This window comes from Planctomycetaceae bacterium (assembly GCA_041398785.1).
In the GTDB taxonomy this organism is placed as follows: Bacteria; Planctomycetota; Planctomycetia; order Planctomycetales; family Planctomycetaceae; genus JAWKUA01.
The window spans coordinates 43,789-66,936 of sequence record JAWKUA010000014.1; the positions used below are offsets into that span (position 1 = coordinate 43,789).

Below are 23,148 nucleotides of genomic sequence, written 5' to 3' on the forward strand. Positions count from 1 at the left end.
GCAAAAGCAACAGCGCGCGACGTTGCAATGTCGATTGCTCCCGGTCAAGATGCCGCGTTTCGAATTTGCAGGGTGGTTAGCCGCAGTCCCGAACATCGATTGGCACGGGAAAGTTCCCGCCATTTCCCTTCGTTCTGAGTGCCACGAGGCAGATCGTCTTACTCATGACCGCGAGCGTTACAAGTATGACTGAAGGATCTGAAGGATATGGCTCGTCCGATGAAATGCTTTGGTACGTACTGAAGGTGCAGACGAACCGCGAGCGGACGATTCGCGATGCACTCCTGAAGAAGATCCGACTTGAGGGCCTGGAGGAATACTTCGGCGAGATTGTGATCCCCTCGGAGAAAGTGGTTGATACTCGAAGTGGCAAGGCAAGGGAGCACGATCGCAAGCTGTTTCCCGGCTACATCATGATTCAGATGATGCTGAATGATGAGACATGGTACTTGGTGCGGGACACCGGCGGAGTCGGCGATTTTGCCGGGGCTGCCGGCAGGCCGATGCCCATGGAGCAGCATGAAGTCGACCGAATGCTGGGGCGGGCCGAAGAGGATGCCGCGGCGGCGCCCAGAGTCAAGATTGAATTCTCCCGGGGCGACGTCGTCAAGATCCGCGAAGGAACGTTCGAAAGCTTTGAGGGAACGATCGAAGAAATTGACGAGCACAATGGCAAGGTTTCTGTACTGATTGAGATTTTTGGCCGGTCAACGCCGGTTGAACTCGATCACTGGCAGGTTGAGTCTGTTTAGTCTTAGTGGATTGATCGATCGATGGGTAAACAGTTGGTGACGCAAATCAAGGTTCAGGTCACCGGTGGACAGGCGACACCCGCGCCGCCCGTCGGAACGGCCCTGGGGCCTCATGGAGTGAACATCGGGCAGTTCGTCCAGCAGTTTAATGATCAGACACGCGACATGATGGGGACGACCATTCCCGTCGTCATCTCCGTCTACAACGACCGTTCGTTCGACTTCATCCTGAAGAGCCCGCCAGCTGCAGTGTTGCTGAAGAAGGCGGCATCGATCGCGAAGGGATCGTCCAATCCGCTGAAGACAAAGGTGGGGACCGTCAAGCGGTCGCAGCTCGAAGAAATCGCAAAAGTGAAGTTCAATGACCTGAATTCGTCTTCGATTGAACAGGCGATGAAAGTGATCGCAGGCACCGCCAGAAGCATGGGGCTGGAGGTCGTCGAATAGCAATCCGGGAAGTCTCGCGGTGAGCCGCGTGCCGACGCACTGCGGTGTGTGTTCGTGAAGTTTGCTGAAGACATTTTTGGGTGAGAGTGATGGCTCGACAGTCAAAGCGCATGAAAGCGCTCGTTGAAAAAGCTCGGGAGCTGGGTGTTGTCGAACTTCCAAGGGCCGTTGAATCGCTGAAGGCTCTTGAAGGAAAGCTTCCGAAGGGCATCAAGCCCTGCAAGTTCGATCAGACAGTGGAAATCGCCGTTCGGCTGGGCGTTGACCCCAAACAGGCTGACCAGATGGTTCGCGGGTCGATCGTTCTGCCGCATGGAATCGGCAAGTCACAGCGTGTGCTTGTGTTCGCGCAGGGTGACAACGTTTCTGTCGCGAAATCTGCAGGGGCCGACCATGTCGGGGGCCGGGAACTTGCAGATAAGATCAAGGACGGATGGCTCGACTTCGATGTCGCGATCGCGACACCGGACATGATGGGGGTGGTCGGCCCGCTGGGTCGAGTCCTCGGGCCGCGCGGATTGATGCCGTCGCCACGTGCGGGCACTGTGACCCAGGACGTTGCAACGGCCGTGAAGGAATACAAGGCCGGCAAGGTGGAATTTCGTGTTGATTCAGGTTCGAACGTTCACTGCGTCGTCGGTCGCCTGTCGTTCGACGCCGCGAAGCTGCAGGAAAACATTGAGTCTCTGCTGCACTACATTCGCAGCCTGAAACCATCCACATCCAAGGGCGTTTACCTTCGAGGCATGTACGTTACGGCAACGATGTCTCCTTCAATTGCGGTCGCTATCTGACATATTGTGAGATCACCGGCAGGCGAATCTGGAATCATCTGCAGTCCGGGAATTTTTTCATGAGTCGTCGAATTAAAGACATGCTGATTTCGGACATTCAGTCACGGCTGGGTGATTCGCGGGATTTCCTTGTGGTGGATGTTTCAAAACTCGACGCGGTGTCGGCGAATAAATGGCGAATTGCACTGCGCCAGTCACGTATTTCCGCCCTGACGGTCAAGAACTCAATCGCTCGAAATGCGTTGCAGCGACTGGAAATCACCGGTCTGGAGAATGTTCTTAACGGTCCGTCAACACTGCTTTGGGGCGGTGAAGATGTTGTTGCGTTGTCGAAAGAAATCTCCCGCTGGGCGAAGCAGCTCTCCGGACTGGAGATTAAGGGCGGCACCGTCGAGGGTCAGGGGCTGGACGCCGCGGCCGTTGAGTCGCTGAGTAAGAGTCCGGGGCGCGCCGAACTGATTGCGGAGATCGCCGGATTGATGCTGGCACCGGGGCGTCAGCTTGCCGGTGCGATGCAGGCTCCCGGCGGGTTGCTTGCCGGCGCGCTGAAGAAGATCTCCGGGGATGACGACTAGAGCCACGAGACATGTGGACCTGACTGTACTGCGACAGTCAGGATGAATAGCTTTTTTACAGAATGGAAAGGTGGAGTTTAATGTCAACTGCCGAGGCAGAAGCCGCTACGGAATTTGATGCGTCAACCAAAGAGCTGGGCGATAAGATCGTCGGCCTGACGTTGCTGGAAGCGAAGAAGGTCGTGGACTACCTGAAGGAAGTTCATGGCATCGAACCGGCCGGCGGCGGCGCCATCATGATGGCAGCACCCGCCGGTGATGGTGGCGGCGGTGAAGCTGCCGCAGAAAAGACGGAATTTGACGTCGTGCTCACGGGCGACGGCGGCAACAAGATTCCTGTCATCAAGGTTGTCCGCGCCGCGACCGGCTTGGGCCTGAAGGAAGCCAAGGAACTTGTTGAGGCTGCTCCGAAGGCCGTCAAGGAAGGCGTCTCGAAAGAAGACGCCGAAAAGCTGAAAGCCGAAATCGAGGGTGCCGGCGGCACCTGCGAAATCAAGTAGTTTCAGTGAACAACGTGCTCTGTAAAAGGCTGTTCTCAGGGCTTCGGGGAGCGGTGATCGCCGCTCTCTGAGTCCTGTTTGGTGGCGTCGATGTGTCGTTCTTGCTACGATTCTGCGACGTCTACCCTGTTACGAATTCGATTTCAGTCGACGGCTGGCGTGGTCAACAGGATGTGGTCTCACTGATAGGTATTTCGTTCAGGCAGCTATCCTCGCGGGTAGGTGCCTTTTCGTTGTGCGCCTGTCGCGAGCGTCTTCCGGGTGACCCGCAGTTGGGAAGTTGTGGCCGCTCCCCCGTCCGCAGAAGCCCTCACATCGCGTTGCTCAGGAAATGAAGTCCGGAACCTCTTCGAGAGTTGACTCCGGCGCCGGTTGACTCCCCCCAAGCAATTGCATTCTGGATACGGAAGGCAAGAACACAGATGCCCGTCCCCGCTGTTCGCACGATCGACCAGAACACGGTTCGCGATTTCGGAAAAATCCAGGCAGACTTCGAGATTTCGGATCTGACTCGCATCCAAACGGCCTCGTATAGCCGGTTCCTGCAGATCGACCGCTCGCCGCGCGACCGTCTGGATCAGGGTCTGGAGGGAATTCTGCGCGAGGTCTTTCCAATCGAAAGCTATGACGGACAATTTCGCCTGGAGTACGTACGGTATGAACTGGGAAAGCCGCGGTACACCCCGGCGGAATGTCGCCAGTTGCGGCTGACCTATGGCATGCCGTTCCGAGTCTGGCTGCGACTTGTTAAGGAACAGCCGGTCGAGGAAGAGGTTTACCTCGGCGATATTCCAATCATGATCGGCGGCGGTGAATTCATCGTTAACGGCGCGGAACGTGTCGTTGTCAGCCAGCTCCACCGCTCACCCGGTGTTGACTTTGTGATGGCGGAGGAAACCGCCAGCAGCGATCGAAAAACTCACTCGTGCCGAATCATTCCCGAGCGGGGAAGCTGGATCGAGCTGTTGGTCAGCAAACGCGATGCAATCGGCGTGAGGATAGACCAGAGCGGCAAGTTTTCAGCTTTGACCCTGCTGCGAGCAATGTCGCCGGATTACTCCTCCGATGCATCACTGCTGCGACTGTTCTATGAAACCGAACAGGTCCGGATAAATGCGAAACTTGATGCGGAATCGCTGGTCGACCGGTATGCCGTCGACGACATCGTGTTCCCCAAAGACCATGAACGCAGCGGTGAAATCCTATGCGACGCCGGAGCTCAGTTGACTCAGGATCTGGCGGAGCTTCTTCTGACGTCAGGACTCAAGTCGGTCGAACTTGTTAAGGAAGTGAACGATCCCCTGATCCTGAAGACGCTTGCGGAGGATGCGACAGCTTCGCACGAAGAAGCGCTGCTGAGAATTTATCAGCGGCTGCGACCGGGGAACCCTCCGAATTTCGACAAGGCGCGAGACCTTTTCGCGGAAAAGTTCTTTGACGTGAACCGGTACCGCCTTGGTCGAGTCGGCAGGTTCCGCATCAACCGCAAGTTTGCGCAGGAGATTTCTGATGATGAAATGACTCTGCGACCTGAAGACTTCATCAACGCAATGCGGTACATCGTCCGTCTGCGGACTGCGGATGACACGGCACACATTGATGACATCGACAACCTGGGCAACCGACGCCTGCGGACCATCGATGAACTTGCAAGCGACGAAATCCGAAAGGGGTTTCTGAAGCTGCGGCGTACCGTGCAGGAGCGAATGAGCCTGAAGGAAGTCGACGCGATGACTCCGCGCACGCTTATTAACCCCAAAAGTGTATCCGCCGCGATCGATTTCTTTTACGGCCGAAGCGAACTCTCGCAGGTCGTTGACCAGACTAATCCCCTTTCAATGCTCACTCACGAACGGCGGCTCAGCGCGCTGGGGCCCGGTGGCCTGAACCGAAAGCGAGCCGGCTTTGAAGTTCGTGACGTTCACATTTCGCACTATGGTCGCATCTGTCCGATCGAAACGCCTGAAGGAACCAACATCGGACTGATCTCCAGCCTGGGAATTTTCTCCAAGGTTGATGACTACGGCTTCCTGATCTCGCCCTACCGTGTCGTTGAACACGGAAAGATCACCGACCAGGTGGTCTGGCTGCGTGCGGATGAAGAGTCATCCGGCCATGTCGCCCCCGCCGATACACCGGTCGAAAAAGGCGCCATCTCTGAAGCTCTGGTGCTGGCAAGATTCAAGAGCGATGTTGTGTGGATTCCCAAGGAGTCCGTTCAATACATCGACGTTGCCCCCTGCCAGATGGTCGGCGTTTCCGCAGGGCTGATTCCCTTCCTTGAACACGATGATGCAAACCGGGCACTGATGGGATCCAACATGCAGCGGCAGGCCGTGCCGCTGCTTATCACCGAGCGTCCCGTCGTCGGAACCGGCATGGAAGACCACGTCGCCCAGCACTCCGGCATGCTGGTCCGCGCGGAAAAGAGCGGCAAGGTGACCTATGTTGACGCAAACGTCATCGAAGTTGAGGGCCACAAGTATCCACTCAGGAAGTTTGTGCGGCTGAATGAACGTACCTGCCTGAATCAAAAGCCGATTGTTGCTGTGGGCGACAAGGTTAAGGCCGGACAGTTGCTGTGCGACAGCGCCGCAACTCGAAATGGCTCCCTGGCACTTGGACGCAATGTCCTGGTCGCATTCATGTCGTGGGAAGGATTCAACTTCGAAGACGCAATCATCCTCTCCGAGCGGCTGGTCAAGGAGGACGTTTATACATCGATCCACATGGATGAATTTGATGTGGAGATCCGTGAAACCAAGCTCGGTCGCGAAGAATTTACGCGCGATATCCCCAACGTCAGCGAAAAGGCGCTGCGACATCTCGACGAAGACGGAATCGTCAAGGTCGGAACTCGAGTCCACCCCGGCGACATTCTGGTCGGCAAGGTTTCGCCAAAGGCGAAGTCAGAACTGACGCCCGAAGAAAAGCTGCTGCACGCAATTTTCGGGCGGGCGGGCGAAGACGTGAAGAACGAATCGCTGGAGGTTCCCAGCGGCGTCGGCGGAATCGTGATTCATACCGAACGCTTTTCCCGCCGCATGAGCCTTTCTGAAGTGGAACGAAAGAGATTTGAAGATGAACTGAAGAAAGTCGAAAAGGAAGGCGACGCACGAATCGCCGAAGTGTTCAGGGGCTTCGCAAAAACTCTGTCGTCCGAACTCGGCCAGGCGATTACGGACGAGGACGGACGTGATCCGGTGAAACTCGATGACGCAAAGGTCGTTGCAGAATTTGCCCGCCGGTTTCCAGGGTACTTCGAAGAACTCGACATCCGCACGGCTCAGAAGAAAACCGCGGCACGAAAGCTGATGAAAGACGAATGGCCGGCGGTGGAAGCGGTCATCGATGAAGAAGCGCATCGGCTGAACAGCATGAAGCGAGGTGATGAACTTCCGAGCGGTGTGCTGCAGATGGTGAAAGTCTATGTGGCTTCCAAGCGGCAGATTTCCGTTGGCGACAAGATGGCGGGAAGGCACGGAAACAAAGGGGTGATTTCCAAGGTTCTTCCGATCGAGGACATGCCGTTCCTGGAAGACGGCACACCTGTGGACATTATCCTCAATCCTCTGGGCGTTCCGAGCCGCATGAACGTCGGTCAGATTCTGGAAACCCATCTGGGCTGGGCCGCCGGCAAAATGGGATACCGTGCCATCTGCCCGGTGTTCGACGGAGCGTCAGAAGAGGAAGTGCGAGATGCGCTTCGCGAGGCGGGTCTGCCCGAGGACGGCAAGGCGACACTCTATGACGGGCGCACCGGAGCGCCGATGGAGCAGAAAACCACGGTCGGCCAGATCTATATGCTGAAACTGCATCATCTGGTGGATGATAAAGTCCACGCCCGGGCAACCGGCCCGTACTCACTAATCACTCAGCAGCCGCTCGGCGGCAAGGCCCGATTTGGCGGCCAGCGATTCGGCGAAATGGAAGTCTGGGCACTGGAAGCATATGGAGCAGCCTTCATCCTGCAGGAACTGCTGACCGTCAAGAGCGACGATGTTGAGGGGCGAACGAAGATCTACGAATCGATGGTGAAGGGTGAAAATACTCTGGAAGCAGGCACCCCTGCCAGTTTTGACGTGCTGAACAATGAGATTCGCGGATTGTGCCTCAATCTGCAGCTCGAAAAGGCCGGGCACTAGCATCGGATCCGGGACCGGCAGTAGTTTTCTGCATCCGGGCTCTACTGTTGATCGTTGATATTGCCGGTATAACGGCCCCGCGGAAAGCCCTGCAGGCTGCGGTTTCCTGAATGAAGCGACAAGTGTTTGGGAGTTACAATCGTGAGTGTAAGCGAAACAACCTTCGACCGCGTAAACGATTTTGCGTCTGTCAAGATCGGGCTTGCGAGTCCTCACGATATTCGCAGTTGGTCCTTCGGTGAGGTTAAAAAGCCGGAGACAATCAACTACCGAACCTACCGTCCGGAACGCGACGGATTGTTCTGCGAGCGTATCTTTGGACCGGAAAAGGACTGGGAATGCGCCTGCGGCAAATACCGCGGCATGAAGTATAAGGGCATGATCTGCGACCGGTGCGGCGTCAAAGTGACACACAGTCGGGTGCGCCGCAAGCGCATGGGACATATCGAACTGGCAGCACCTGTCGTCCATATCTGGTTCTTCAAATCGATGCCCAGTCGTCTGGGCGCACTGCTGAACATGAAGACGACGTCGCTGGAAAAGGTCATCTATTTCCAGGACTACGTCGTCACGGACCCTGGCGAAACACCACTGACAATGTGCCAGATGCTGACGGAAGAAGAAGCCCGCACTGCGCGCAGAGACTACGGTGACGATGCTTTCGAAATCGGTATGGGGGCTGAGGCGATCAAGAAGCTGCTGACTGCCATTCGGCTGACGGATCAATCGGGAGATCTGCGGACCGCTCTCGCAAAGACCAGAAGTCAAACCACAACCAAGGACCTGATCAAGCGGCTGAAAATCACGGAATCCCTGCGCGACAGTGAGAATCGTCCGGAATGGATGGTACTCGACGTAATTCCCGTTATCCCACCGGACCTGCGACCGTTGGTGCTGCTGGATTCCGGCAACTTCGCGACAAGTGACCTCAACGACCTCTACCGCCGAATCATCAATCGGAACAACCGGCTGAAGAAGCTCGTTGACCTCAACGCGCCGGAAGTCATCGTGCGCAATGAAAAGCGCATGCTGCAGCAGTCGGTCGATGCCTTGTTTGACAACAATCGCTGCAAGCGGCCGGTGCTCGGATCATCCAATCGTCCGCTCAAATCGCTGATGGACATGATCAAGGGGAAACAGGGTCGCTTCCGCGAGAACCTGCTCGGCAAGCGAGTCGACTATTCCGCACGCAGCGTGATCGTCGTCGGCCCGGAACTCAAGCTGCATCAGTGCGGCCTTCCCAAGAAGATTGCGCTGGAGCTGTTCCAGCCGTTTGTCATCCGCCGCCTGAAGGAACTGGGACACGCGGATACAATCAAGCGTGCGAAGCGCATGCTGGAACGCCGCGACGAAGATGTCTGGGACATTCTTGACGAGGTCATCCGCAACCATCCCGTTCTGCTGAATCGCGCTCCGACGCTGCACCGCATCGGCATTCAGGCATTCGAACCCATTCTCGTGGAAGGCAACGCGATCAAACTGCACCCGCTGGTCTGCAAGGGCTTCAATGCGGACTTTGACGGCGACCAGATGGCCGTCCATCTGCCACTGTCAATTGAAGCGCAGGTCGAGGCCACGACGCTGATGATGTCGACGCACAATATTTTCAGCCCGGCCAATGGTGCGCCGATCATTAGTGCCTCACAGGATATTGTGATGGGATGCTATTACCTGACGCTCAAGCGCGAAGGGCATCGCGGCGAAGGCATGGTATTCGCGTCGGCCGACGAAGTGTTTATGGCATTCAATCAGGGCAAGGTATCCCGACACGCCACAATTCGTGTGCGCATGCCCAAGGACAAGCGGGTGAAGGGTGATGGCGCAAAAGCCTATCGGCAGGGCGGACTGATCGAAACATCTCCCGGCCGCGTTATGTTTAACGACATCCTTCCTCACGGGCTGGCGTTCTACAATATGACCATGAGGAGCAAGGATCTGGCAACTGTCATTTCCGACTGCTATTTGGAGTTGGGTCGCCGTGAGACAATTGAGCTTCTGGACCGTATGAAGGACTGCGGCTTTCGGGCATCGACGGAAAGCGGACTGTCATTCGGAGCAAGTGACCTGAAAACCGCTCCCAACAAGGAGAAGGTGATCGCCGAAGGTGAAAAGGCGGTGCTGAAGCAGATGAAGCTGTTTGAACGCGGTGTTCTCACGGAAAAGGAACGTTACAACACGGTACTTGACATCTGGACTCACGCACGTGAGGAAATCGTCAAGGGGATGATGGAGCAGCTTGAGCATGACGTGCGCGACGAGGGTCGGTATGTCAATCCGATCTACCTGATGGCTCATTCGGGCGCTCGAGGCGGTGTCGGGCAGATTCAGCAGTTGGCCGGCATGCGCGGCTTGATGGCGAAGCCCAGCGGCGAGATCATTGAAACACCCATCAAGTCAAACTTCCGAGAAGGGCTTTCGGTGCTGGAATACTTCAGTTCCACACACGGTGCCCGCAAAGGGCTGGCTGATACGGCGCTCAAAACGGCGGACAGCGGGTACCTCACCAGAAAACTTGCGGATATCTGTCAGAACATGGTTGTCACAAGCCACAACTGCGGGACGACAAAAGGGCTCACTCGCGGCGTCGTGTATCGCGGCGAGAAAGTCGAAGTGGGTCTGGCGGATGCCATTCGCGGCCGCGTATCACGAACCAATATCGTGAACCCCATTACGGACGAGGTTATCGTTCGCGAAGACGAGCTGATTACCGTCGAAAAGGCCCGCAAGATCGAAGACATGGGACTGGAGCGGATTCAGGTGCGCAGCCCGCTGACGTGCGATGCGCCTCTGGGCATTTGTCAGTTGTGCTACGGAATGGACCTCTCCACCGGAGACCTTGTCGAGCAGGGAATGGCAGTGGGGATTATTGCCGCCCAGAGTATTGGCGAACCAGGTACGCAGTTGACAATGCGGACATTCCACATTGGCGGTGTCGCCCAAAAGGATATGGAACAAAGTGAATTGCTCGCAAAGCGAGCCGGCCGAATTCGCTTTGCAAGAATCCGGAGTGTGTCCAACGCTGACGGTAAGCCCGTGGTGCTGGGACGCAACGGCGAAATCGCAATTGTTGACGACAAGGGACGTGAAGTCGAAAAACAAACGGTTCCCAGCGGGGCGGTACTTCAGGTCGCTGAGAACCAGGAGGTTGCGCAGGGCGCCGTGCTCTGCAATTGGGACCCTCACTCGATTCCGATCATTTCTCAGGTAGGTGGTCGCGTGCGTCTGGACGAATGCGTCGAGGGTCAGACCATCAGGTCCGAAAAAGACTCGTCAGGCAACATTCGTCGGACTGTCACCGAACACCGCGGTGGCCTGCATCCTCAGGTAATCGTGGAGGACGGAGCCGGAAAGATTCTCGACTTCTATTACCTGCCGGAAGGAGCCGGCCTGGAGGTTTCTGAAGGGGACCAGATTTCGGCTGGAACGTCCGTCGCAAAGACCCCCCGCGAAGCGTCCGGAACGCAGGATATTACCGGCGGGTTGCCGCGTGTTACGGAGCTGTTCGAAGCCCGCAGCCCCAAGGATCCGGCCGTCGTAGCCGAAATTAGCGGCGAAATCGAACTGCTGGCCGAAAAGAAGCGCGGAAAACGAATCGTCGTCGTGCGAGGGAAGGACGGCACCGAAGTCGAACATGTCATTCCGCACGGAAAACAGTTGCTCGTACATCAGGGTGACGTTGTCGTGGCGGGCGATGCACTTGTACGGGGTCCGCTTGTTCCGCACGACATCCTGCGAGTCAGCGGTCCCGAAGAAGTTCAGCAGTATCTGCTGCATGAAATTCAAAACGTGTACCGCGCTCAGCGCGTCGAAATCGACGACAAACACATCGAAATCGTCGTTTCCCAAATGCTGCGCAAGGTAAAGATTGACGAGGTTGGCGATACGGATCTGCTGCCCGGACTCTTGATCGACAAGTTCGAACTCAAGAAGGTAAATGACGCCCTTGACTCGGAGTGCCGCATCACGGATCCCGGCGATACCGAATATGAACTCGACGATAAGGTCAGACTCACTGAAGTCGAGGAAGTGAATACCGAAGTATCCAAACCTGCAAAGTTCACAAAGTTAAGGCCTGCAAAGGCCAGTCCACAGTTGCTTGGCATCACAAAGGCGGCTGTTCAGAGCGAAAGCTTCATCTCCGCCGCCAGCTTCCAGGAAACGACCAAGGTATTGACGGAGGCTGCACTTGGGGGGCGAGTGGACAACCTCGTCGGCTTGAAGGAAAACGTCATTCTGGGACACCTGATTCCAGCGGGCACCGGGTTCCACCTTCACCAGGAAGCACACGTGCGAATTCATGACGAAGCGATCCGGGAACAGGAGGAAGCGAAGGCCAGGATTCTTGCCGCTCGTCATGACATGCTCACCGAAGCGGATCTGATCGCACGCCGGGCAGAGAACGACGACCGGCCTCGCGCCCCTTCGCTGGCTGACCTCACTCCCGACGAGCCGCTCAACTAGAACTGGAATTGAAGAGTACACATCGCCTTCGGTTGACGATGATCCCCGCCGCGACTAGAGTGCCGCGTTCCGGCAATTCCCTGATCCGCCACGCGAGTTCTGTTCGTATCGCCCGGAGTCTTATTTTGCCAACGGCGGGTGTCGCCAATCCGGCGCCATGTTTTGACAGAGTTTCATTTCCATGCCGACAATTAATCAGTTGGTCCGAAAGCCTCGCCGGCAACAAAGGTCCAAGAGCAAGACGCCACTGCTGGAAGGTTGTCCGCAGAAACGCGGCGTCTGCCTGCAGGTCAAGACGGTGACTCCGAAGAAGCCGAATTCGGCACTTCGAAAAGTTGCACGTGTGCGCCTGTCGAACGGAAAGGAAGTAACAGCCTACATTCCCGGCGAAGGCCACAACCTTCAGGAGCACTCGATCGTGCTCGTTCGGGGTGGTCGTGTGCGTGACCTTCCCGGTGTCAGATACAAGGTCGTTCGCGGCGTCCTGGACACGCTGGGCGTCGGCGATCGCCGCCAGGCGCGCAGCCGCTACGGTTCAAAACGCCCGAAATAGACATTTCCCGATCACGTTTTGTGGAAGTTCCCGTTTTAAGATGGTCAAGAAGTTCACAGCAAGTCGAGAACAGCTCAAGCCGGACACTCGGTATGGTTCGAAGCTGCTTTCGAAGTTTGTCAACTGCCTGATGTACGATGGCAAAAAAAGTGTCGCAACCAGCGCCGTATACAGCGCGCTGGACATAATCAAGAAGCAGCTTCCCGACGAAGACCCGCTGGACGTATTCACGACGGCGGTGGAAAACGTCAAGCCGGCGATTGAAGTGCGCTCAAAGCGTGTCGGGGGAGCGACATATCAGGTTCCCACTCCGGTAAACCCTCGCCGACAGCAGGCATTGTCGATCCGGTGGATTCTGGAGGCGGTTCGGGGCCGCAAGGGAAGGCCGATTAATCGGTCGCTTGCCGAAGAGCTGCTGGCCGCCTATCGCCGGGAAGGAATTGCAATGACGAAGCGAGAAAACGTTCATCGGATGGCAGATGCAAACAAGGCGTTTTCGCACTTCGCCTGGTAAGCACCGCCCGGCTTCAATCCCAATCCGCCAGACAGAGCGTTCATTGAACACTGTTTGGCGTTTTTTTTTGCCGCAGCGCTCTGTCGGGTTTCCTGCCCGGCGGTACTGCCAAAGCAAGTCCCATGTCACGACCAATTGAATCCCTCAGAAACATTGGCATCATCGCACACATCGATGCCGGAAAAACGACAACCACGGAACGCATTCTGTACTACACTGGCGCTTCGTATCGCATGGGAAACGTCGATGACGGCACAACGCAGACGGACTTCGATCCCGAGGAAGCCCAGCGCGGTATCACCATCTATTCGGCGGCGGTCACGTGCGAATGGAAGGATTGTGTGATCAATATTATTGACACACCGGGTCACGTTGACTTCACGGCGGAAGTAGAGCGCAGCCTGAGAGTACTGGACGGTGCCGTCGTAATCTTCAGTGCCGTCGAGGGCGTGGAAGCGCAAAGTGAAACGGTCTGGCGACAGGCTGACCGCTACGGTGTGCCACGAATCTGTTTCATTAATAAGATGGACAGAATTGGTGCTGATTTTGAGGCAGTGCTTCAAGCCATGAAGAAGCGGTTACATGCTGACCCGCTGCCGCTTCAGATTCCCATTGGTCACGGTCCGGCGGAGAATCAGAATGGTTTTCGAGGCGTCGTCGACCTGCTGTCCATGAAGGCAATGTACTGGGACGTCGAGTCTCGCGGAGCTCAGTTTCGAGTTGAGGACGTTCCACCCGAAATCTCGGATGATGCGGTGCTGCGTCGCGACGAATTGCTTGACGCCCTGTCTCTAATTGACGATGACGTCATGCAGGCGTATATGGAAGGCGACAGTGTGCCGGAGACCGCCGCCCTGAATGCCATTCGCAAAGGAACACTGGATGGAAAGTTCCAGCCGGTGCTTTGTGGTTCGTCACTTGATTACATCGGCGTACAGCCGGTTCTTGACGCCGTCTCGGCATTTCTGCCGAGCCCGCTGGATCGACCAGCGGTCAGTGGCCTGAACCCGGCTGCCGCGGCGGGCGACGAGACGATTTCCAGACGGACGTCCAACGACGAACCCACCTGCGCCCTGGTCTTCAAGATCCAGGCAGACGTCCATGGCGACTTGTATTTCGCGCGGGTGTATTCCGGCATCCTGAAGGGAAATTCCCGGCTCCTGAATCCGCGGACAAAGAAAAAGGAACTCATCACACAGCTCTGGCACATTCAGTCTGATTCGCGAGAGAAGGTCGAGCAGGTCGAGGCCGGGGACATTTGCGGTATCATTGGCCCGAAGGACACAGCGACGGGAGACACGCTCTGCGATCCCCAGAAGCCGATCGTACTGGAACACATTCGGTTTCCGGATACGGTGATCTCGATGGCGATCGAACCTGATTCGAGCGCCGATCGGAAAAAACTGGCCGAAACCCTTCAGCGACTTGAACGACAGGACCCCACATTCACCGCAAGAGTCGACGAGGAAACCGGCCAGACAATCATCAGCGGCATGGGCGAACTTCACTTGGAAGTCATTCGCCACAGGATGGAACGTGATTTCAATCTCAAGATCCGAGTTCACAAGCCGCGGGTCAGTTACCGGGAGAAATTAAAGGGCAAGTTGGCAGCGGCAGTGGAGTTCGCGGCCACGACACCGGCAGCCAGCTTGTACTTTGGCCTGGAAATCACCGCCGAAGAGGTGGCGGGACAGGAGCAGCCGGTCGTCATCTCCCACTCGCTGAAACCGGATGCGATGCCGGGAGCGGCGCTCCGCATTCTGATGGAGGCCATGGAAGAAGAAGCTCGAGGAGGTGGGGTTTGGGGAAATCCGCTGATGGACATGCGGATCACAATCACGCAGACTGATTTTCGCGAAGGCGAATCCACCGAGGTGGCTATTCGCACAGCTGCACGCCAGGCATTTGACAAGATCCTTCACGAAGGAAAACTGGCGGTCATGGAACCTGTGATGTCCCTTGAAGTCGTCACACCGGATACGTTTATCGGAAGCATTCAGTCCGACCTGAATTCGCGCCGCGCTCTGATCGTGGATTCCGATCGACGCGGCGACCTCTGTGTGATGAAAGTCGAAGTACCGCTGATCGAGATGTTCGGATACTCGACGCAAATCAGAAGTCTGTCCCAGGGACGAGCTTCTTATTCAATGGAACCCTGCCGATATGCAGAAGCTCCGCCCACCGCAATGAACTGAGGCATCGTGGGCGAAATGCGGTACGGTTGACTTCTGCCAGGAATCCGGATTTCCCGTTTTATTCTGCATTGCCCATGATTGACAGGATGCAGACACAACTCTAACATGTGCGATTCCCCGTTCCGGGGCGTGTTGGAATTTTCGTAACTTCTTTGCTCAAGGTGACTTGCGGTGGCTCGGGTTGGTGAAGAAAGCATCCGGATTCGGATGGAAGCATATGACCATTCCGTTCTGGATCAGTCTGCAGCCGACATCGTTGACACAGCGAAGCGAACAGGGGCGATTGTGCATGGCCCCATCCCGCTGCCGACTCGTATTGAGCGATATACGGTGCTGCGGAGTCCCCACATTGACAAGAAGTCTCGCGAACAGTTCGAAATTCGAACTCACAAGCGACTGATTGATATCTGTCAGCCGACGGGCAAGACGATTGATGCATTGAACAAACTTTCCCTGCCTGCCGGTGTTGATATCAAGATTAAGGCAACTGCGACCGCCTGACACGGGTGGATCGGTTGCCCTGTGGTTGCGTGCTGTAGCCGACTTGCTCGACTCTGCGTGCAGTTGGCCTTCCTTTGGTGTGTGCGCACTGTCGCACAGGTGGCGTAGCTATGCCCGTCGGATTATTAGGCAAAAAAGTAGGCATGACCCAGGTCTATAGTGACGAAGGCGCCATCGTGCCGGTAACGGTCATTCAGGCTGGGCCCTGCGTTGTTACTCGCATTCGAACGAAGGACCGCGACGGATACGATGCCGTTCAGCTGGGCTTTGGTCAGAAGTCACGGCGATCGGCAAGTCGCGCAGATCGCGGTCAGGTCGCAGAAGTCGGTGGTCGTCGCCAAAAACTCAGGCAGGCGGCAGGCACTGAGGGCTTGGGCCGTGCCGGCTGTGAGCCCGTCGAAATGATGAGGGAATTCCGATGTGACGACGCATCGCATGGATTTGAAATCGGCCAGACGGTTGGTGCTGATTCGTTCGCGGAACTGAAGTTTGTTGACGTAATCGGGGTCTCGAAGGGCAGGGGTCACGCAGGCGTGATGAAGCGCCATAACTTTGGAGGGCAGCGTGCAACCCATGGTGTCAAGCGAGTTCACCGGCACGGTGGCTCCATTGGCCAAAGTGCTGACCCGTCACGGGTCCTTCGGGGTACTCGTATGCCCGGGCGATACGGTGGCGTTCGGGTTACGGTGCGAAACCTTAAGATTTTTCGCGTTGACGGCGAAGCCGGAATGGTGCTTGTTGAAGGCGCGGTTCCCGGTCCCAATGGCGGTTTTCTTATTCTTCGCCGCTCAGTCAGGAATCGTTAGTCGCGGGTGCATGCAATGATTTCCGTTCCCATTCGAGATATGAGCGGTGCCGAATCGGGCGTATACGAGTTCGACCCGGCGGACCTTGCGTCATCGATCAACCGGCAGTTGCTTCATGATGTTGTCGTCATGTATGAAGCAAACCGACGCGTTGGAACCGTTCAGACGAAATCGCGCGGCATGGTAAAGGGAAGCACGCGGAAGCTGTTCCGGCAGAAGGGAACCGGTCGCGCCAGGGCCGGAAATATTCGAACACCAATTCGCAGGGGTGGTGGTCACGCATTCGGGAAAACACCCCGCGACTACAGCTACCGACTGCCAAGAAAGGCAATCCAATCGGCGACACGCATGGCACTGCTAAGTAAGTTTCACGACAGCGAAGCGGTGGTGTTATCGAACTGGTCGTGTCCGGAGCCCCGGACTCGCGTCGTCTGCGGCACGCTCGCGGCACTCGGCGTAGCGGGGCGGACGGTTCTGCTTGCAACGGATGGCCTTGATGCGAATGTCTGGAAATCGGCACGTAACATTGCCGGTGTGGAGGTGATGCCTGCGTCTGACCTGAATGCCTATTCTTTGCTGCGGTGTCGTCATCTGGTGATTACGGCATCTGCCATGGATTCGCTTCTGGGTCGCAGGGCGCAAGTGTCTGCCTGAGCCTTAAGGTGACTGAGTCATGACGGAGACAATCGAAAAGGGTATTCAAATGGAGTCGCACCAGGTAATTCGGCGACCTCTGGTGACGGAAAAGGGAATGCATGCCTCAGAAAGGCTGAATGCATACAGCTTCGAAGTGCATCCGCTTGCAACAAAATCGGACATTCGAAGGGCTGTTGAGGGACTGTGGGACGTTCGCGTTGTTGGCGTACGAACGCAGTCGCGCAAGGGCAAGACGCGCAGGCATCGCGTTGCCATCGGGCGTACAAAGAACTGGAAAAAGGCAATTGTCAAACTCCACGAAGACGACAGGATTTCCTTCTTCTAGAGCGGGGGCGGTCGGGGCTTTTGTCAGTTTCGTGGCTGGGAATGTTTTGAGGAGTTGGCGGTGGGTGTTCGTCAATATAAGCCGGTTACTCCGGGGCGCAGAGGGGCATCGGTCAGCGATTTTTCAGAGCTGACCGATCGTAAGAAGCGACCGGAGAAATCTCTCACCAGGCGAGCGAAGAAGAAGGGCGGTAGGAATAATCAGGGGAAGATCACCGTCCGTCATCGCGGGGGTGGACACAAACGGCTCTACCGGGTCATTGACTTCAGGCGTCAGAAAGACGGGATAAAGGCAACTGTCACTCACATCGAGTACGATCCAAACAGAACGTGCCGGATCGCACTGTTGGAGTACGCCGACGGAGAGAAGGCATATATCCTCGCCCCGGACAAGCTTGTGGCCGGAGCCGTGGTGGAAAGCGGTGAGTCTGCTGAGCCAAACGTCGGCAACTGCATGGCTCTGAGTGCAATTCCGCCCGGAACTCAAATCCACAATATTGAAATGCAGCCTGGTCGCGGCGGCCAGATCTGCCGGAGCGCCGGAGTCGGTGCGACACTAAATGCCCGCGAAGGACGATGGGCTCAGGTCACATTACCCAGCGGTGAAGTGCGAAGACTGCCAAGCAGTTGCCGTGCGACAATCGGAGTCGTCGGGAATGCCGAACACAGCAGCATTGTTCTGGGAAAAGCCGGACGTAAACGCTGGATGGGTCGTCGCCCCCATGTGCGAGGCACAGCAATGAACCCGGTGGCGCACCCGATGGGCGGTGGCGAGGGTCGCAACTCGGGCGGTCGACACCCGTGCAGCCCAACCGGAAAGCTCTCGAAGGGTGGTAAGACCCGAAAGCGACGAAAGGCATCATCAAGGGCTATCATCCGTCGCCGCCGGTCGCGTCGTTATGGTGAAGTCAAAATCTGACTGAAGTTGATTGAAGGTTGAATTATGGGGCGTTCGCTCAAAAAAGGGCCATATATCGATGAGAAGCTGCTCAGGAAAGTTGAGCGTCTGAATGCCTCTGGCGATAAGGAGCCGCTGAAGACCTGGGCGAGGAGCTGCACCATTTCTCCGGAGTTTGTCGGACATACATTTCTGGTACACAATGGCCGTATCCATATGAATGTCTACATCACTGAGGATATGGTGGGACATAAGCTCGGCGAGTTTGCTCCGACTCGAACATTTCGGGGTCATGGTGCGAAAGGTAAGAAGTAGTCATGAGCCTTGTCAGAGCCACTCACCGGTATGCTCGGATCTCTCCAACCAAAGTTCGACCGTTCGCAGACCTAATTCGCGGCATGTCGGCCGAAGAGGGGCTGCAGGCTCTGCAGTATGTCCCAAACCGGGGGGCTCGCTTCCTTGAGCTGGTTCTGAAGAGCGCGATCGCCAATGCTGAGGACCGCGGCGTGAGAAATCCTGACCGACTACTTATCGCTGAGTGTCGGGTGGACGGAGGTCCGATGTTTAAACGAGTCCAGCCGCGGGCGCGCGGAATGGCATTCCTGATTCGGCGCCGGACTGCACATATTCATGTCGGAGTGGACGCACCGGAACTCGGATAGCGTCGCCACTGACTCCTGTGGCATTGCTTTGAAGGTTGACACATCAATGGGACAAAAAGTCAGGCCAACCGGATACCGGATCGGCGTTATGGAGAATTGGCGCAGCCGGTGGTACGCGCCGAAACGCGAATACGGTGACCTGCTTGCAGAGGATTTCAAGATCCGCAGATTTGTCAGTGAGAAGTATCAGTTCGCTGAGATCGCCCGCGTTGAGATCGAAAGAACGCGCGATCAGGTCGTGGTTCATCTGTTTACCGCCAGACCAGGTGTCATTATTGGCAGGAAAGGGCAGGAAGTTGATCGCCTGAAGGGCGAACTGGAAGACCTTACCGGTCGGCGCATGGATTTGAAGATCGTAGAGATTTCGAACCCCAATCGCGACGCGAAGCTGGTGGCTGACAAGATTTCGCAGCAGCTCTCAAAGCGAGGCAGCTTTCGGCGTGCGATCAAGAAGACGCTCGATGAAGTCATGAGTTCCGGTGTGTTCGGCGTCAAGATTGAGATGTCCGGGCGACTGGGCGGAGCTGAAATGTCCCGCAAGGAAAAAGCCAGTCGGGGTTCGATTCCCCTTTCGACGCTGCGGCGACACATTGATTACGGATTCTCCGCAGCCAAGACTGCTCAGGGAATCATAGGTGTTAAGGTTTGGATTGATTTAGGCGACTATACGGACGAGGAGACTGCAGATGGCGCTCATGCCAAAGCGGGTCAAGCATCGAAAAAGCCAAAGAGGACGTATAAGAGGTAACGCGTTGCGGGGCAATACCGTGGTTCACGGCGACTGGGGACTGCAGTCTCTGGATCCCGGCCATGTCACCGCCCAGACGATTGAGGCGTGCCGCATCGCGGCGACGCAATATGTTCGGGGTATTGGAAAAGTTTATATTCGCATCTTTCCACAAAAACCGGTGACTGCACGTCCGCTTGAAACACGAATGGGCAAAGGGAAGGGCGAACCGGATCGATGGGTCGCGGTCGTGAAACCTGGAACTGTTCTGTTTGAACTTAAGGGTGTATCACGTGAGTCGGCGCGAGATTGCTTCAATCGAGTAGCACATAAACTTCCCGTAAGAGTCAGGCTCGTCGGTCGTCGACCTGACATTGAATAGCTAAGGCGAAACGAAAAGAACCCTGTCATGTCAAAAGCGGCGACTTTGCGGGAAATGTCTGACGAACAGCTGTCTCACGAACTAAGGGAGACGCAGCAGTCACTGTTTCGGATCCGATTTCAATCGGCCACAGAGCGAAATGACACTCCGAGTAATGTCAGGAAGCTTCGGCGGGTTGTCGCGCGCATCAAGACGATTCAGCGTGAGCGCGAACTTGATGCGGCGACAGTCGCCCAATAGTTTTGATCTTGTCGGGAAGGTGCTTTTGTATGAAGAAGATCATGGTCGGTACCGTGGCCAGCACAAAACAGAAGAAGACGTTGCGTGTGGAAATCGAGCGTCGTTTCCGCCATCGAAAGTATGGAAAGATCGTTCGCGGACGTACGATTTGCCACGTGCATGATGACGCGGAACTGGCGTCATCCGGTGACTTGGTTGAAATTGAGGAGTCCGCGCCGAAATCCAGAACGAAACGATGGAATTTGACCAGGATTGTCAGACGCGCGGATGAAGTTGCAGTTGAGAACACCGCGTCCACAAGCGACGACGTATAGGTGATGGGTCGTTGATGCAGCCTGCTCGTGGAAGAGGCATAGGGATTACACGATGATTCAAATGCAGACAATTATGGACGTAGCTGACAATTCGGGAGCGAAGCTCGTCCGCTGTATCAAGGTCTTGGGGGGAACCCGGAGGCGGTACGCTAGGCTGGGCGATATTGTCGTTGTTAGTGTCCAGAAGTCGCTGCCGGGCAGCAGCGTGAAGGCGGGAACTGTTGCGAAGGGTGTGGTCGTGCGCTGCCGGAAGCCGACTCGCAGAGACGATGGAAGCTATGTGAGATTTGACCGGAATGCTGTCGTACTTGTGGATGCGGACGGAAACCCCAAGGGAACGCGAATTTTTGGCGCCGTCGCCCGCGAACTGAGGGATCGGCGATATATGAAGATCGTCAGCCTTGCAAGCGAAGTAGTTTAACGAAACCAACTTGACGGCTCGGATAGTGCAGATTACTCATGGCTCGAATGCTGGAAGAATACAATAATCGGATTGTCGCTGAACTGAAAGCGTCACTGGGCAGAGGAAATGTCCATTCACTTCCGAAGTTGCAGAAAATCGTCGTAAGCATGGGGGTCGGCGAAGCGATTCAGGACCGCAAGCGGCTGGATACGGCGGTTGAGCACCTGACGCAACTCACCGGGCAGAAGGCTCAGATTTGCCGTGCCAGAAAGTCAGTTGCAGGATTCCGACTGCGCGAGGGCATGCCGATCGGCTGCAGGGTTACACTTCGCGGCAGGCGAATGTACGATTTTCTGGATCGCCTGATCACTCTGGCGCTCCCGCGTGTTCGTGACTTTCGCGGCTTGAATCCAAACGCCTTTGACGGCAACGGCAATTATAACTACGGTCTTTCGGAGCAGCTTGTATTCCCCGAGATCGACCCGGAGACTGTTACTCAGCCGCAGGGGATGAACATTACAATCGTCAGCACGGCCAGGACAGACGACGAGGGCAGAATACTGCTGAAGGCGTTTGGGATGCCGTTCAAAACCTCAGAGAAATAGACCCGGAATGGCCAGCAAAGCAAAGATCGAAAAGGCACGACGAAAGCCGAAGTTTAGCACTCGCATTGAACACCGGTGTGTCCTTTGTGGACGTCCCCGCAGTGTTTACCGGAAGTTTAAAGTTTGCAGAATTTGTTTTCGCGATCTTTGCCTTGAAGGTCTCGTTCCCGGCGCTAGGAAAGCAAGTTGGTAGCGACGCAAAACGTGGTTAAATCTTTTGTTTAGCGACTTTGGTACGATGAGCCATGATGACAGATCCGATTGCTGACCTGCTGACGCGAATTCGCAATGCGATTCACGTCGAACGGCCGTTTGTCGATGTCCCGATTTCTAAGACCAAAGTGCGCGTTGTGGAAGCTCTGCAGCGCGAGGGATACCTGTGGGACTACGAAATCATTGAAGGACAACCGGTCTCAGTGCTTCGCGTGAACCTCAAGTATGGTCCCAACGGTGAACACGTAATCCAGCACATTGAACGAATCAGCAAGCCGGGCCGGAGAGTCTACGTCGGTGTTCGCGATATGCAGGATGTGCGGCAGGGAGTGGGCATTTCAATCTTGTCAACCTCCAGAGGAGTTCTTAGCAACCGGGAAGCGCGCAAAGAAGGTGTCGGTGGCGAACTGCTTTGCCAGGTGTGGTAGCGACTTACCCAGGGACAATTCCAACAGAAGCGACGTGAAGCGATGTCTCGTATTGGAAAAAAACCGATCAGCTTTCCTACCGATGTCAGTGTGACGATCAGTGGTACCGCGATTTCGGTGAAAGGCCCCAAAGGCAGCCTTTCAATGACAATCCATCCAAACATGTCCGTGGAAATTGACGAAGCGAGCCGTGTTGTGCGGGTCAATCGCCCCAGTGATTCGCGAGAGAACCGGGCTCTGCATGGCCTTACCCGCAGCCTTGTGCAGAATATGGTCACGGGGGTCTCCACACCATTTGAGCGACGGCTTGTTATTGTAGGCGTTGGGTACAACGCGAGAATCTCAGGCAATAAGATTGCCCTGCAGGTTGGCTACGCAAATACCGTTGAGCTTGCGATTCCGCCCTCTGTGACTTGTGAAGTTCCCGATCCGACACGAGTGCTGATCCGCGGCGCCGACAAACAGGTTGTCGGGCAATTTGCCGCCGAGATTCGCAATGTAAGGCCACCGGAGCCGTATAAGGGCAAGGGAATCCGTTATGAAAACGAATATGTGCGCCGAAAGGCCGGTAAGGCTTTCGGTTCCAAGTAGTGATATCCTGTTGTGAGAATTTTTCAAAGTCGTTGCCGTAGAGTCGCGGCAGGTGCAGATTAATCTGAATGAGCAGTCATGAAACTTGAGAAGCGGCTGGCAAGACAGAAGGTACGACGCGGGTTTCGAGTCAGGAATCGGGTTCGCCGGGATGCTCACGGACGTCCCCGGCTTTCTGTTTTTCGCAGCAATCGTCACATTTATGCTCAGGTTATTGACGACGCACTGGGAAGGACTTTGGCAGCGGCCAGCAGTGTCGACCAAGATGTCGCGGGCCCCGGCAAGTGTGCGGGAACGCGTGAGGACGCTGCCTCTGTTGGGAAGCTGATTGCGAAGCGCGCGATCGAGAAAGGCATTTCGGCGGTGGTCTTTGATCGCGGCGTATTTCGATATCATGGACGAATTGCGGCGCTGGCAGATGCCGCGAGGGAATGCGGTCTTCAGTTCTAGCGTATCTTCGG

At 56.0% G+C, this 23,148-nt stretch carries 27 protein-coding genes; all 27 read left to right on the forward strand.

The features are described from left to right. The first annotated feature begins 185 nt into the window (after window positions 1-185). The 27 genes from nusG (at window position 186) to rplR (ending at window position 23,137) form a co-directional block, all read left to right on the forward strand. A complete protein-coding gene (gene nusG, locus R3C19_16655; GenBank protein ID MEZ6061972.1) occupies window positions 186-752 on the forward strand; it encodes a transcription termination/antitermination protein NusG in 567 nt (188 codons plus the stop codon). A gap of 21 nt (window positions 753-773) precedes the next feature. Then, window positions 774-1,199 (forward strand): 50S ribosomal protein L11, encoded by a 426-nt coding sequence (gene rplK, locus R3C19_16660; GenBank protein MEZ6061973.1) that lies wholly within the window; start codon window positions 774-776, stop codon window positions 1,197-1,199. 110 nt (window positions 1,200-1,309) lie between these two features. Continuing rightward, complete coding sequence (rplA, locus tag R3C19_16665; protein ID MEZ6061974.1) at window positions 1,310-1,993, forward strand: 50S ribosomal protein L1; 684 nt, start codon at window positions 1,310-1,312, stop codon at window positions 1,991-1,993. Between the two features lie 59 nt (window positions 1,994-2,052). After that, complete coding sequence (gene rplJ, locus R3C19_16670; protein MEZ6061975.1) at window positions 2,053-2,568, forward strand: 50S ribosomal protein L10; 516 nt, start codon at window positions 2,053-2,055, stop codon at window positions 2,566-2,568. 80 nt (window positions 2,569-2,648) lie between these two features. Continuing rightward, complete coding sequence (gene rplL, locus R3C19_16675; GenBank protein ID MEZ6061976.1) at window positions 2,649-3,068, forward strand: 50S ribosomal protein L7/L12; 420 nt, start codon at window positions 2,649-2,651, stop codon at window positions 3,066-3,068. Between the two features lie 422 nt (window positions 3,069-3,490). Further along, a complete protein-coding gene (rpoB, locus tag R3C19_16680) occupies window positions 3,491-7,213 on the forward strand; it encodes a DNA-directed RNA polymerase subunit beta (GenBank protein MEZ6061977.1) in 3,723 nt (1,240 codons plus the stop codon). 141 nt (window positions 7,214-7,354) lie between these two features. After that, window positions 7,355-11,674 (forward strand): DNA-directed RNA polymerase subunit beta', encoded by a 4,320-nt coding sequence (gene rpoC / locus R3C19_16685; protein ID MEZ6061978.1) that lies wholly within the window; start codon window positions 7,355-7,357, stop codon window positions 11,672-11,674. A 181-nt stretch (window positions 11,675-11,855) separates the two neighbouring features. After that, on the forward strand, window positions 11,856-12,227 hold the full coding sequence (rpsL, locus tag R3C19_16690; protein ID MEZ6061979.1) for a 30S ribosomal protein S12: 372 nt from the start codon (window positions 11,856-11,858) through the stop codon (window positions 12,225-12,227). A gap of 40 nt (window positions 12,228-12,267) precedes the next feature. Next, the gene (gene rpsG / locus R3C19_16695) at window positions 12,268-12,741 is read left to right on the forward strand and encodes a 30S ribosomal protein S7 (protein ID MEZ6061980.1); all 474 of its coding nucleotides are present in this window, start codon (window positions 12,268-12,270) and stop codon (window positions 12,739-12,741) included. 122 nt (window positions 12,742-12,863) lie between these two features. Beyond that, the gene (fusA, locus tag R3C19_16700; protein MEZ6061981.1) at window positions 12,864-14,936 is read left to right on the forward strand and encodes an elongation factor G; all 2,073 of its coding nucleotides are present in this window, start codon (window positions 12,864-12,866) and stop codon (window positions 14,934-14,936) included. Window positions 14,937-15,107: 171 nt separating this feature from the next. Next, window positions 15,108-15,437 (forward strand): 30S ribosomal protein S10, encoded by a 330-nt coding sequence (rpsJ, locus tag R3C19_16705; GenBank protein MEZ6061982.1) that lies wholly within the window; start codon window positions 15,108-15,110, stop codon window positions 15,435-15,437. Window positions 15,438-15,841: 404 nt separating this feature from the next. Further along, on the forward strand, window positions 15,842-16,243 hold the full coding sequence (gene rplC / locus R3C19_16710) for a 50S ribosomal protein L3 (protein ID MEZ6061983.1): 402 nt from the start codon (window positions 15,842-15,844) through the stop codon (window positions 16,241-16,243). 15 nt (window positions 16,244-16,258) lie between these two features. Continuing rightward, the gene (gene rplD, locus R3C19_16715; protein ID MEZ6061984.1) at window positions 16,259-16,897 is read left to right on the forward strand and encodes a 50S ribosomal protein L4; all 639 of its coding nucleotides are present in this window, start codon (window positions 16,259-16,261) and stop codon (window positions 16,895-16,897) included. Between the two features lie 19 nt (window positions 16,898-16,916). After that, complete coding sequence (rplW, locus tag R3C19_16720; protein ID MEZ6061985.1) at window positions 16,917-17,225, forward strand: 50S ribosomal protein L23; 309 nt, start codon at window positions 16,917-16,919, stop codon at window positions 17,223-17,225. A gap of 60 nt (window positions 17,226-17,285) precedes the next feature. Continuing rightward, on the forward strand, window positions 17,286-18,143 hold the full coding sequence (gene rplB, locus R3C19_16725; GenBank protein ID MEZ6061986.1) for a 50S ribosomal protein L2: 858 nt from the start codon (window positions 17,286-17,288) through the stop codon (window positions 18,141-18,143). Window positions 18,144-18,167: 24 nt separating this feature from the next. Continuing rightward, on the forward strand, window positions 18,168-18,437 hold the full coding sequence (gene rpsS, locus R3C19_16730; protein ID MEZ6061987.1) for a 30S ribosomal protein S19: 270 nt from the start codon (window positions 18,168-18,170) through the stop codon (window positions 18,435-18,437). A gap of 2 nt (window positions 18,438-18,439) precedes the next feature. Then, window positions 18,440-18,784 (forward strand): 50S ribosomal protein L22, encoded by a 345-nt coding sequence (rplV, locus tag R3C19_16735; GenBank protein ID MEZ6061988.1) that lies wholly within the window; start codon window positions 18,440-18,442, stop codon window positions 18,782-18,784. Window positions 18,785-18,830: 46 nt separating this feature from the next. Next, window positions 18,831-19,532, forward strand: coding sequence for a 30S ribosomal protein S3 (gene rpsC, locus R3C19_16740; protein ID MEZ6061989.1), 702 nt, complete (start codon window positions 18,831-18,833; stop codon window positions 19,530-19,532). After that, window positions 19,471-19,893, forward strand: coding sequence for a 50S ribosomal protein L16 (gene rplP / locus R3C19_16745; protein MEZ6061990.1), 423 nt, complete (start codon window positions 19,471-19,473; stop codon window positions 19,891-19,893). The genes rpsC and rplP overlap by 62 nt, the downstream gene beginning before the upstream one ends. A gap of 54 nt (window positions 19,894-19,947) precedes the next feature. After that, window positions 19,948-20,133, forward strand: coding sequence for a 50S ribosomal protein L29 (gene rpmC, locus R3C19_16750; protein MEZ6061991.1), 186 nt, complete (start codon window positions 19,948-19,950; stop codon window positions 20,131-20,133). Window positions 20,134-20,174: 41 nt separating this feature from the next. Then, the gene (rpsQ, locus tag R3C19_16755) at window positions 20,175-20,447 is read left to right on the forward strand and encodes a 30S ribosomal protein S17 (GenBank protein ID MEZ6061992.1); all 273 of its coding nucleotides are present in this window, start codon (window positions 20,175-20,177) and stop codon (window positions 20,445-20,447) included. A gap of 52 nt (window positions 20,448-20,499) precedes the next feature. Then, entirely contained in the window at window positions 20,500-20,868 is a 369-nt protein-coding gene (gene rplN, locus R3C19_16760; GenBank protein MEZ6061993.1) for a 50S ribosomal protein L14, read from the forward strand. Between the two features lie 38 nt (window positions 20,869-20,906). Further along, window positions 20,907-21,455 (forward strand): 50S ribosomal protein L5, encoded by a 549-nt coding sequence (gene rplE / locus R3C19_16765; GenBank protein ID MEZ6061994.1) that lies wholly within the window; start codon window positions 20,907-20,909, stop codon window positions 21,453-21,455. A 7-nt stretch (window positions 21,456-21,462) separates the two neighbouring features. Then, window positions 21,463-21,648: a type Z 30S ribosomal protein S14 gene (locus R3C19_16770; GenBank protein ID MEZ6061995.1), complete on the forward strand. Its 186-nt coding sequence runs from the start codon at window positions 21,463-21,465 to the stop codon at window positions 21,646-21,648. 52 nt (window positions 21,649-21,700) lie between these two features. Then, on the forward strand, window positions 21,701-22,096 hold the full coding sequence (gene rpsH / locus R3C19_16775) for a 30S ribosomal protein S8 (GenBank protein MEZ6061996.1): 396 nt from the start codon (window positions 21,701-21,703) through the stop codon (window positions 22,094-22,096). Window positions 22,097-22,138: 42 nt separating this feature from the next. Further along, window positions 22,139-22,687, forward strand: a complete 549-nt coding sequence (gene rplF / locus R3C19_16780; GenBank protein MEZ6061997.1) for a 50S ribosomal protein L6 — start codon at window positions 22,139-22,141, stop codon at window positions 22,685-22,687. Between the two features lie 78 nt (window positions 22,688-22,765). Continuing rightward, window positions 22,766-23,137: a 50S ribosomal protein L18 gene (rplR, locus tag R3C19_16785; GenBank protein ID MEZ6061998.1), complete on the forward strand. Its 372-nt coding sequence runs from the start codon at window positions 22,766-22,768 to the stop codon at window positions 23,135-23,137. Window positions 23,138-23,148: the final 11 nt, after the last annotated feature.

Bases quoted from the DNA above. Each gene is read 5' to 3' on its own strand.
- nusG (MEZ6061972.1), top strand. From the start codon at position 186: ATGACTGAAGGATCTGAAGGATATGGCTCGTCCGATGAAATGCTTTGG.
- rplK (MEZ6061973.1), top strand. From the start codon at position 774: ATGGGTAAACAGTTGGTGACGCAAATCAAGGTTCAGGTCACCGGTGGA.
- rplA (MEZ6061974.1), top strand. From the start codon at position 1,310: ATGAAAGCGCTCGTTGAAAAAGCTCGGGAGCTGGGTGTTGTCGAACTT.
- rplJ (MEZ6061975.1), top strand. From the start codon at position 2,053: ATGAGTCGTCGAATTAAAGACATGCTGATTTCGGACATTCAGTCACGG.
- rplL (MEZ6061976.1), top strand. From the start codon at position 2,649: ATGTCAACTGCCGAGGCAGAAGCCGCTACGGAATTTGATGCGTCAACC.
- rpoB (MEZ6061977.1), top strand. From the start codon at position 3,491: ATGCCCGTCCCCGCTGTTCGCACGATCGACCAGAACACGGTTCGCGAT.
- rpsL (MEZ6061979.1), top strand. From the start codon at position 11,856: ATGCCGACAATTAATCAGTTGGTCCGAAAGCCTCGCCGGCAACAAAGG.
- rpsG (MEZ6061980.1), top strand. From the start codon at position 12,268: ATGGTCAAGAAGTTCACAGCAAGTCGAGAACAGCTCAAGCCGGACACT.
- fusA (MEZ6061981.1), top strand. From the start codon at position 12,864: ATGTCACGACCAATTGAATCCCTCAGAAACATTGGCATCATCGCACAC.
- rplC (MEZ6061983.1), top strand. From the start codon at position 15,842: ATGAGGGAATTCCGATGTGACGACGCATCGCATGGATTTGAAATCGGC.
- rplD (MEZ6061984.1), top strand. From the start codon at position 16,259: ATGATTTCCGTTCCCATTCGAGATATGAGCGGTGCCGAATCGGGCGTA.
- rplW (MEZ6061985.1), top strand. From the start codon at position 16,917: ATGACGGAGACAATCGAAAAGGGTATTCAAATGGAGTCGCACCAGGTA.
- rpsS (MEZ6061987.1), top strand. From the start codon at position 18,168: ATGGGGCGTTCGCTCAAAAAAGGGCCATATATCGATGAGAAGCTGCTC.
- rplV (MEZ6061988.1), top strand. From the start codon at position 18,440: ATGAGCCTTGTCAGAGCCACTCACCGGTATGCTCGGATCTCTCCAACC.
- rpsC (MEZ6061989.1), top strand. From the start codon at position 18,831: ATGGGACAAAAAGTCAGGCCAACCGGATACCGGATCGGCGTTATGGAG.
- rplP (MEZ6061990.1), top strand. From the start codon at position 19,471: ATGGCGCTCATGCCAAAGCGGGTCAAGCATCGAAAAAGCCAAAGAGGA.
- rpmC (MEZ6061991.1), top strand. From the start codon at position 19,948: ATGTCTGACGAACAGCTGTCTCACGAACTAAGGGAGACGCAGCAGTCA.
- rpsQ (MEZ6061992.1), top strand. From the start codon at position 20,175: ATGGTCGGTACCGTGGCCAGCACAAAACAGAAGAAGACGTTGCGTGTG.
- rplN (MEZ6061993.1), top strand. From the start codon at position 20,500: ATGATTCAAATGCAGACAATTATGGACGTAGCTGACAATTCGGGAGCG.
- rplE (MEZ6061994.1), top strand. From the start codon at position 20,907: ATGGCTCGAATGCTGGAAGAATACAATAATCGGATTGTCGCTGAACTG.
- R3C19_16770 (MEZ6061995.1), top strand. From the start codon at position 21,463: ATGGCCAGCAAAGCAAAGATCGAAAAGGCACGACGAAAGCCGAAGTTT.
- rpsH (MEZ6061996.1), top strand. From the start codon at position 21,701: ATGATGACAGATCCGATTGCTGACCTGCTGACGCGAATTCGCAATGCG.
- rplF (MEZ6061997.1), top strand. From the start codon at position 22,139: ATGTCTCGTATTGGAAAAAAACCGATCAGCTTTCCTACCGATGTCAGT.
- rplR (MEZ6061998.1), top strand. From the start codon at position 22,766: ATGAAACTTGAGAAGCGGCTGGCAAGACAGAAGGTACGACGCGGGTTT.